Origin of the sequence: Acinetobacter sp. YH12239 (assembly GCF_013417635.1) — a bacterium.
Classification (GTDB): domain Bacteria; phylum Pseudomonadota; class Gammaproteobacteria; order Pseudomonadales; family Moraxellaceae; genus Acinetobacter.
Genome location: NZ_VPDP01000035.1, coordinates 1 through 8,862, shown reverse-complemented (window position 1 = coordinate 8,862; position 8,862 = coordinate 1). Strand labels below are relative to the sequence as shown.

The window sequence follows — 8,862 nt, the reverse complement described above, 5'->3', positions numbered from 1 at the left end:
ATTGTTCTTTAAAGGGCGTTATAAAATTCTTAACCGTTGATAGCAGTACAGCTTCATCAGAGTGTATATCTGCTAATGTCTTTGGTGTTTCACTTTGTACAAAATCAATAAAATGTAAGGGAAATTTTTCAATAATCTCTGGAGTAGCAAAACTAACAAAATGATATCCGTGATAAGAAATTACAGCGTAATTTGTATCCTGTTTAATCGGATGTTTGATATATCCCTTTACTGTCGCTTCTCCTTGATCCAATAGCTTTTTTAGATAGAAATCCTTGATATGATTCTCTAAAACTCTACTTTTTCTATAAAAATTAATCTTATTGTTAATCTCTTCTCGCTCTTCTATTTCATCAACAATATCTAACTTATGACTAAATTCAACAAATTGAGCATGATGATATTCAGCAAGTTTAGAAGTCCAAATTAAGATTTGTCCAAGATTATCAGGCTTAATAATCTCAATATCGTTGAAATCAAGTTTTTTTATTAGTGCAAGTTCTTCATGCTTGAACTCTTTTCTTTCCAAACTTGAATGTTTCAACATAACAACTTCCTTAACCACGGCGTATCCTTCAAAAACTATAAAGTAAAAGCTCATTTGGTATGAATACCAAATGAGCTTTCTAATTAATCAATCAAACATTAAAACAAAAAAGGGAGGTCATACCTAATTAAGTACGTTTCAATGCCATAATATGGCGAACCATATCGTTAATATGTTGTTTTGTTTCATTATCTTGTGAACCTAACCATGTCACCACATCAGCATCAAAAGCCTTTGCTTGAGCGATGGCGTGACGTTCCTGTAATTTTTTCACAAAACTAGGTTTAACCAATGGGGCATTGGTAGGATCAAAATTTTTATAGCGTTCTAATTCATTTTGCATTGCTGTACCTCCGCTTTTGGTGATGTGATGGTTCAAATGCAGTGATTATTCTCGCAACATCTCCACGTTCAACCCAAACCACTGTTAATAGTCTACCACGATTGCTTAAACCGACTGATATTAGTCGTTGTTCGTCATAGTGTCCTACATCATCAAAAGACATCAATGCAGGATCAAGGAAAATACTACAGACTTCTTCGAACGTAATTTCACGCCCTCTGTAGACTAAATCCATTTTTTGGTCATGCCATTCAAATAACAAGCCGTAATATTCAATCAATGGCATGATTACCCCTTTTCCTCTCGTAGAATTGAAATTAAGTAAGAATTTTCTTTTAGCATAAGAAATATTCTTATTATTTTGGGTCTATGACACAAAAATCGCCATTTTTTCCATATCCGCACTGCTTTTTCATCACTCGGACACACGGTTTAGATTCTCCATCAACTTTACAACTTCCAATATCAAACTGGATGCCTTGCTGTCTCAGGCTCTCGATCTGCGGGATATTGCCTAAAGGTTTGATATAAACACTAAACAGCCAAATGATACCAAGCATCAGAATGGCAAAGATGCCTAGAACAATGGTAATGAGCTTCCATGACAACTGATCACGGGCTGATTCAATTGAATTATTCAAGCGTCCAAGTGCTTTAGCGGTCTTAATAAGCTCCGCTGTACCCTCCTGTAAGCCCGTATTTAGCGATTTTGATACAGTATGGTGGGTCTGCCCAGCAATAGTGCTTTGAATGTGTTCTTTCGTGATTTGAAGCTCTTTAACGGCCTGATTGACGAGGTTCTGCTGTTGTTCTGCAACTGCCATTAGTGCATATAGCTTTTTTTCATCAGGTGTCATCGGCTCATCCCTCTAAACTTCATTGTTTTCTGTTGCTCTCTTTCTAATTTCTGCTGTTGTTTGTACTGTTCCAAAGCAAGCTGTTTAAAGCTGTCAAAATCAGCCTTAAAGCTCTCAATACCCTGTTTAATTTCTTTGTCTGAAATTGGGCTGTTTTTGAGGTCTTTCAGGTCTTGTTTGGGGTCGCCTAAGTCTAGTCGCTCAAGCTCTTTATAGGCTGTACGTGATTGTTGTAGGGCTTCCCTAATTTCAGGGTCTTTGGCTTGGCTTGGTAACAGTTTCTTTTCGGGTTCTTTCTCTATGCCTTGCTCTTTGTAGCTTCGCATATCAATACGGCTATCAATTTGATGTTTTTCTAAATGGCTGTTGCATAAATCCGCCCATCTTTGGCGTAGGTCTTTAATATCAATTTTTCGTTCCTGGTAACTCTTGCCTGTATTGTCTTTTTTAGCTCCGCCACGTTCAGGATTTTTGCTGTTATAGCGTTTGAAATATTGCTCTGGATCTCGTTCGATTCCATCTTGCAGACGTTCATTAAACATGAGATGCACGTGGGGCTGATCGTTGCCGTCCATTGCTTTAGGGTTATGAATCGCAAACTGATATGGATATTTTGAGCCGATCTCGGACTGAATGAACTCCTCAACCAGTTCTAGACGTTGTTTGGCATTCATCTCTCTAGGCAGGGCAATTTCATATTCTCGATAGGTACTGCCATTTTTGCGCTCGTAAAGGTCGGCTGCTTCCCAAAAGGTAATCGGATTATGTTCAGCCCATTTCGGCATATTCCCATAGGCACTATGTTCAAGGTCGGTTTCTGCCTGTTCTTGTTTCAGCTTTTTTTCTTCATCCCGATCAATATATTCGGCATGCGGTGCTGCTTTACCTGCCTTACCGACTTTGACACTTAAACGAGCAATCGCCATTAGGTCTTATCCTGTTCCTTTTTTCGGTTACGTTCTTTTTTAAACGCTCTTTGATCAAGTATCGAAGCCCACATCATAATGATGATAATTAGCGGTGCTGCGATCACGCCAAAACTAATATCTTTGATTTTTCCCAATACCTGTTTTAGTTGCATGCTGTTGCTCCTAGCTTTGGTACTTCTTTTTTTCATTCAATTTTCAATTGAACGAAAAAAAGAAGTTTCAGGGTTTTAGGGATGAAGTCCCTAACGTGCTTAGGTTTCTCAATGAAATTGAGAAACGTCTAAGCGCGCCATCAATTTTTTGATGGAAGTACAGGCGACAATCTCTAGAACGACTTTAACAAAATTGCGTACCTTGGACGTAATTATTTTGTTATCGTTCTTTGAGTATTGAGCCTGTGCTTTTGCGGTATATGAATTAAGGAATTGAATATGAATAATGATTGGCTGTCTGAAAAAATTACCTACATTTCTGCTTTAAAGAATCCCAGTGATGCACAAAAGCTTTTATTAGAATTAGCTCAAATCCAATACCGTACTCCCGACCAAGAGAAAAAATTGAATGCCTTGATCAAAGCTGAAAAAGCCATAGATCGAGCGAATAAACAGAAGATAGCAGTCAGAAAATTACTGAATGCAGAAAAGGAAGCTGAACGAAAAGCTCGTACACGTCATCTCATTCAATTAGGCGCACTTTTTGAAATTGCTAACCTTGATCAGCGTGACCCAGCCGAATTACTTGGAATTCTGCTTAAAACTGCTGAAATAGACCCAAATGATATGAAATGGCAAATTTGGAAGGATTTAGGATTAGAAGTTCTCAAACAACGTAAAAATAATTCAAATTAATTATAAGCTAAGCTAGATCAGCAATAAATTAAGTTATGATTTAACAAATCATTATGAGATTTCATAGGACAATTAATGAAAAAGTTTATCTTAGGACTCTGTCTATCTTTACCAATTCTCTCTCATGCAGCACCTAAATGGGAACTTGCTAATGTATTCATCACAAACAAAGATAAAGGTGAACCGTACCGGGTTTGTCGGAGAGTTTTTTATTTAAGTTAGGCCACCTGACCTAACGGGTTAATCTTATCATAGTACATTGCTTCAAAATCAAAAGGTGATACATAACCTAGTGCACTATGTACACGCTCTTTATTGAACCAATCTACCCAATTTAGTGTCGCAAGTTGGGCACTGTTGCAAATAGGCTGACATGATAAGCTAAATATCTTATTTATTTCGAGATACAGCAGATGAATCCCTTCCACGGTCGGCACTTTCAAGGTGAAATCATTCTTTGGGCTGTTCGTTGGTATTGTAAATATGGCATCAGCTATCGTGAACTTCAGGAAATGCTGGCCGAACGTGGAGTGAATGTTGATCACACCACAATTTATCGCTGGGTTCAGCGTTATGCTCCAGAAATGGAAAAACGTTTACGTTGGTATTGGCGTAATCCTACAGATCGACATTTATGGCATCTGGATGAAACTTACGTAAAAGTGAATGGCAAATGGGCATATCTATACCGTGCAGTTGACCAACGTGGCCATACTCTTGATTTCTATCTTTCTGCTAGACGAAATACCCATTCAGCTTATTGTTTTCTTGGAAAAATTTTAAATAATGTGAAGAAGTGGCAAATTCCACAAGTGATCAACACGGATAAAGCACCCACATATGGACGTGCTTTATCACGGTTAAAACGGGAAGGTAAATGTCCACCAGACCTTGAGCACAGGCAGATTAAGTATAAAAATAACGTGATTGAATGTGATCATGGCAAGCTAAAGCGGATCATCAGGGCCACATTAGGATTCAAATCTATGAAGACGGCTTATGCCACAATTAAAGGTATTGAAGTCATGCGTGCACTACGTAAAGGACAAGCATCGTCATTTTATTATGGTCAGCCTCAGGGTGAAGTGTGTCTAATCAACAGGGTTTTCGGTCTCTAAGTACTTTTTAAAGGGAACATCATCGACTCAAATCTCTATTTGCAACAGTGCCCCATGAAGTGCCTGCCTGCGTCTGTTAGCCGAACGCCCCGCGCATGGCGCTCAAATAGCAGGACACCAAGGTTATCCTCCAGCGCTTTCACACGCGCGCTGACGCTCGACTGGCTGATACCAAGTGCCTTGGCCGCATGCCGAAAATTCAGATGCTCGGCGACGGCGATGAACTGAACAAGGGAAATGAGCGGTATCCTGCCAGACAGGATACCGACATTCACGAGGTTTCGATGGTTAGTGCGCCGCATCGGAGCGGGCCTGCTACCAGTCGTCGGTTAGACGACTGGCGACTTCTCGGTGGCAGCCCCACGGAGCCGAAGGAGCACCAGCCCCAACGAAACCAGTACCGCCATCGCCGTGGCGTAACAGATCACGGGCCACGCTGTGTCACCGTTTAAAAGTGCCACCGCCAATGTCCCGACAATGCTGACTATCAGGCTTTGAACGCAGAAGTAGAACGCGACCGCTGATCCCGCGATGTCGTCGAACTCTGCCAAAGCGCCGTTCGCGGTAACGGACACCGTGAAGACAATACCGACCGCGACAACCCACATCGGTAGGATGAAGGTGAGGAATGACGGCGAGCCGTAAAGTTCGCCGATCCCCAACAGGACCGCTCCGCAAACAAGCAACGCCATCCCACGCGCCACGCATCCTGCGATGCCCCATCTGGCGACAAAGGACTTCGCGAAACGGGTTGTCACGATCATTACAAGCGCGACAGTGGCGAAGGCAAAGCTGAATCCGATCTCGGAATATTCCGCTTGGCCTATGAGCACACGGGGAGCCGTCGAGAAGAAGACGAAGTAGGTGCCCATACCGGCGCTAAAGCCGACAGTGTAAACCCAAAAAGCCGGACTCGCGAAGATCGGCAAGACAGATCGGCGCGTCTTGACTTGATCCAGAGGGCGGGTTTCGTGCCACCTGAAACCCGCATTTAGGAGTGCGAGCATCGCCAGTATAGCCAAAGTAATGAATATCGCCTGCCATCCCAAGAACTCGCCGATCAATACTCCGGCGATAGGGCCGAGCGCAGGCACGAACGCCAGCATCGAACTGAAAAGGCCGTAGATGACGACACCCTCAGGACGGTTGGCATAAACGTCGCGAACCGTCGCGAACGTCGCCACCAGCATGGCCGACGCGCCCACTGCTTGAAGTAGACGGAAAGCGACAAAGGCCGGTGCAGTTGAAGACCAAGCTGCTCCCAGAGACGCAATGACGAAAGCCGTTGCGCCCGCAAGTAGAATTGGCCGTCGCCCGATTCTGTCTGAGAGCGGACCAAAAATCACCTGGCCCACGCCGAGCATCACCATATAGAGGCTCAACGTGAGTTGGATCATAGCGGGCGTCGTGTTCAGGATGCCGGGCATCGCTGGAACGACAGGGAGATAAATATCCATCGCCAGTGAAGCGAGGATGTCGAAAGGAGCCATCAGCAGCAGTGCTGCCGGCAGCGTATAGGCCCACGCGGGGCGTGTGGTGGTCATGACGAATCAACCCTCGATTAAGGAATACCGGGCGACGTCTGCTCGTCAGCAATCAGATGAGACTAGCCTTACAGAGCGCCGCAACAACAATACTGGTTGTTGCGGCTTACTTGTCTGCTGACTTGGAATTTCCCATCTGATTACTCCACGCTTACGAATATGAATTGCTACATTTTATCCGATTATCTTTTGCTTCGCAATGCGGCATGGGCGCACTCAGCGTTCCAGCCCCCTCTGCCGCCCTAAATGCTTGCTCCAATGCATCGAGCACCATATCTGTATTCATCCGTGTCGATACTTTCCATCCAACAATTGCTCGTGAGAACACATCAATAATAAATGCAGTATAAACCCAGCCTGAATTTGTTTGAATATACGTAAAGTCACTCACCCACAGTTGGTCAGGATGATCAGCAGTAAAATTACGTTTTACCAAGTCATCCGCTCGTTTTTGATCATCTCGGCTACGGGTGGTTTGTTTGTTCTTACCACGCCAAACACCTTTTATACCTAGCTTTTGCATTAATCGAGCAACAGTACAGCGCGCAATAATATAGCCTTCACGTTTCAGTTTTTGCCAGACTTTACGTACACCATACCGACCTGAACTTTCCTTCCAAATTCGTTTAATCTCCTCAGCATGATGCAAGTCATGTAAATCTCGCTTTGCTCGATGTTCTGGATTTTCACAGAGATCTAGAGTCCGGTAATAGGTTGAAGGTGCGATCGGTAAAATTCTACAAATCGCCTCGACTCCGTACAGCTCTTTATTATTATGGATAAAATCCACCATTATTTGTGTGGGCGGTCGAGCTCCGCCTGGGCGAAAAAAGCGGCTGCTTTACGTAGAATTTCATTGGCGCGTTGCAGTTCTTTATTTTCGCGTTCGAGTTGTTTGATACGTTCTTGGTCTGAAAGCTGCTGTACTTTAACTGGATTTTGTTTATCTAAATATTTTTGATACCAAACACGTAGTGTTTCAGGAGTACAACCCTTGCGCAGTATACTGCTCAGGGAGCAATAGCGGTGATCGCAGCCCAATTCGATGGATAATCTTTCTCGGATTCAATCAATAATTGAACCGCTCTTTCTCTGATTTCAGGGGTATATTTTACTTTTTTCATCGGGACATTCTCTCAGAAAGCTTGGTCTCCGACAAACCCGGTACGGTTCAAGGTGAGATTTCTAAAATATATGTAGACAAAAATTCAATCAAAACAGCACCAAATAATAATGATATTAGATATTTTTCTATAAAAGAAGTTCACTCAAATCCTAAAAATAATGTAGTGAAAAATAATTTAGCGATTGAATGTTCACAAGGTCTTTTCTTGAGCCCATTTACTAATCAATGGGAACCTATTTTTCAAAGAGGCTATATTATTGGTACTCTAAAAACCTATGAATATTATAGCTATACAACTGTTTGCGATGATGTCAGAGGAAAATATTCTAATAACATTATTATTAATACAAACAGAATTGGATTTTAATAATAGCCTAAGCAGAACAAGCTTCTCAAAAGCTCTTCTATAAAAATATAAAAACCTATAAAAGCAAAAGCACATGCTCTCAACTTCTCAACTCGTTACCCAAGCGTCGCACTTCGTGCTTTGGCTTTGGTGAACGGTTGAGAGAGTTTCGGCAATACTCTCCCTAAAGGCGGTCATTTAAAAAAATGACACATCCTTTAAGTATTGCCGATTTACCGCATATTCTTTTGGCTTCGGAGCCACGTATATCGGTCGTATCCGCACATAGCTTTGCAGACTATGCAGACAAGGACTAAAGGTCTTGCACCTTCTCCCACGCGCTCCCTGTCGAAGTATGGCGGTATCTCTGCGAGGGTTTCCCCAACATGCAACTTAACCAACCTATACAGCTACTCTTAACGCTCCGCTTTTGTGAGATTCCCCTGTAGCGGTTTAGCCTTTCGACTATCGCTACGTTGCACCAGTGACACTTATTCCCTCCACATGCAACGCATGCCAATCCCTAAAACGGACACGCAGAAGCAGGCAAAGCTCGATCTATGATGCTTATTTGATGATTTAAAACACGGATTAACGAAGACTTATCATTTTGAGACTTGATCTAAACACTGTTTATTGTGAAAATAGAGTTCAGGTACCAGCCTTTGGTGAAATCATAACGGTCGCCAAACCTTATGATCTTCGTTATTCGATGGGTTAACATCAAATAACTGCGTACCGTAGAATTTACTGGAAAACCCCTCTAAGTTGCAAGGCTTAGGGGGGATTTTCTTTATAATTTACAATTACAAATTTACTTATCCTTATTTAAAGCAAATTTTCGCTTCTTAATCACAGTAATTGACTTTTCTTGTGAAGCTATATTTTGCTGAATAGCTACCTGCTTCATTTTTACTGGTAAAGTAATCTTTTCATCAGATTTGGGGCTAGATTCTTTAGGCTTTGAATCTGTTGGCTTTTGCAAAGTTGCTTCTTTATTTTTAATTTTTATATAAATTTTATGTACGACCGTATTGTGTTCTTTGATCTCCTTATTTTTACTCTTTATTTTTTTATATTGTTCTTTAAAGGGCGTTATAAAATTCTTAACCGTTGATAGCAGTACAGCTTCATCAGAGTGTATATCTGCTAATGTCTTTGGTGTTTCACTTTGTACAAAATCAATAAAATGTAAGGGAAATTT

Annotated in this window: 11 protein-coding genes, 3 pseudogenes and 1 other annotated feature; of the genes and pseudogenes, 3 read left to right on the top strand and 11 right to left on the bottom strand. The window is 41.9% G+C overall.

All coding sequences use genetic code 11. The features are described from left to right. The 6 genes from FTV17_RS15020 to FTV17_RS14995 all read right to left on the bottom strand — a co-directional run. Window positions 1–547: hypothetical protein (locus FTV17_RS15020; RefSeq protein ID WP_180000638.1), on the bottom strand; the 547-nt coding region annotated here is incomplete at its 3' end. Window positions 548–674: 127 nt separating this feature from the next. Beyond that, the gene (locus tag FTV17_RS15015) at window positions 675–890 is read right to left on the bottom strand and encodes a hypothetical protein (RefSeq protein WP_042087985.1); all 216 of its coding nucleotides are present in this window, start codon (window positions 888–890) and stop codon (window positions 675–677) included. Next, the gene (locus FTV17_RS15010; protein ID WP_042087986.1) at window positions 880–1,176 is read right to left on the bottom strand and encodes a BrnT family toxin; all 297 of its coding nucleotides are present in this window, start codon (window positions 1,174–1,176) and stop codon (window positions 880–882) included. Before FTV17_RS15010 ends, FTV17_RS15015 begins: the two co-directional genes overlap by 11 nt. A 70-nt stretch (window positions 1,177–1,246) precedes the next feature. Then, a complete protein-coding gene (locus tag FTV17_RS15005) occupies window positions 1,247–1,747 on the bottom strand; it encodes a hypothetical protein (protein WP_068550831.1) in 501 nt (166 codons plus the stop codon). Next, complete coding sequence (locus FTV17_RS15000) at window positions 1,744–2,673, bottom strand: MobA/MobL family protein (RefSeq protein WP_119065094.1); 930 nt, start codon at window positions 2,671–2,673, stop codon at window positions 1,744–1,746. Before FTV17_RS15000 ends, FTV17_RS15005 begins: the two co-directional genes overlap by 4 nt. Then, window positions 2,673–2,828, bottom strand: coding sequence for a hypothetical protein (locus FTV17_RS14995; RefSeq protein ID WP_002061201.1), 156 nt, complete (start codon window positions 2,826–2,828; stop codon window positions 2,673–2,675). The genes FTV17_RS15000 and FTV17_RS14995 overlap by 1 nt, the downstream gene beginning before the upstream one ends. Before the next feature lie 279 nt (window positions 2,829–3,107). Between FTV17_RS14995 and FTV17_RS14990 the strand changes: the two genes are divergently transcribed. After that, on the top strand, window positions 3,108–3,524 hold the full coding sequence (locus FTV17_RS14990) for a conjugal transfer protein TraD (RefSeq protein WP_108091264.1): 417 nt from the start codon (window positions 3,108–3,110) through the stop codon (window positions 3,522–3,524). A 218-nt stretch (window positions 3,525–3,742) separates the two neighbouring features. Here the strand turns inward: FTV17_RS14990 and FTV17_RS14985 are convergent. Further along, window positions 3,743–3,874 (bottom strand): annotated as a pseudogene (locus FTV17_RS14985) (IS3 family transposase); the annotation flags it as partial. A gap of 63 nt (window positions 3,875–3,937) precedes the next feature. On the opposite strand from FTV17_RS14985, the gene FTV17_RS14980 reads away from it, so the two are divergent. Beyond that, window positions 3,938–4,642, top strand: coding sequence for an IS6 family transposase (locus FTV17_RS14980; RefSeq protein WP_005028420.1), 705 nt, complete (start codon window positions 3,938–3,940; stop codon window positions 4,640–4,642). 35 nt (window positions 4,643–4,677) lie between these two features. Here the strand turns inward: FTV17_RS14980 and FTV17_RS14975 are convergent, their stop codons facing one another. The 3 genes and pseudogenes from FTV17_RS14975 to FTV17_RS14965 form a co-directional block, all read right to left on the bottom strand. Further along, window positions 4,678–4,944 (bottom strand): LysR family transcriptional regulator, encoded by a 267-nt coding sequence (locus FTV17_RS14975; RefSeq protein ID WP_077170324.1) that lies wholly within the window; start codon window positions 4,942–4,944, stop codon window positions 4,678–4,680. A 27-nt stretch (window positions 4,945–4,971) separates the two neighbouring features. Continuing rightward, window positions 4,972–6,186, bottom strand: a complete 1,215-nt coding sequence (floR, locus tag FTV17_RS14970) for a chloramphenicol/florfenicol efflux MFS transporter FloR (protein ID WP_000214122.1) — start codon at window positions 6,184–6,186, stop codon at window positions 4,972–4,974. A gap of 151 nt (window positions 6,187–6,337) precedes the next feature. After that, window positions 6,338–7,310 (bottom strand): annotated as a pseudogene (locus FTV17_RS14965) (IS3 family transposase). Then, window positions 6,905–7,021: a sequence feature (AL1L pseudoknot), on the bottom strand. (Overlaps the previous pseudogene by 117 nt.) On the opposite strand from FTV17_RS14965, the gene FTV17_RS14960 reads away from it, so the two are divergent. Further along, window positions 7,263–7,679 carry a hypothetical protein gene (locus tag FTV17_RS14960; protein ID WP_163169825.1) on the top strand — a complete coding sequence of 139 codons (417 nt, stop codon included), beginning with the start codon at window positions 7,263–7,265 and terminating at the stop codon, window positions 7,677–7,679. The pseudogene FTV17_RS14965 and the gene FTV17_RS14960 overlap by 48 nt on opposite strands. A 793-nt stretch (window positions 7,680–8,472) precedes the next feature. Here the strand turns inward: FTV17_RS14960 and FTV17_RS14955 are convergent. Then, a pseudogene (locus FTV17_RS14955) lies at window positions 8,473–8,862 on the bottom strand (hypothetical protein); the annotation flags it as partial.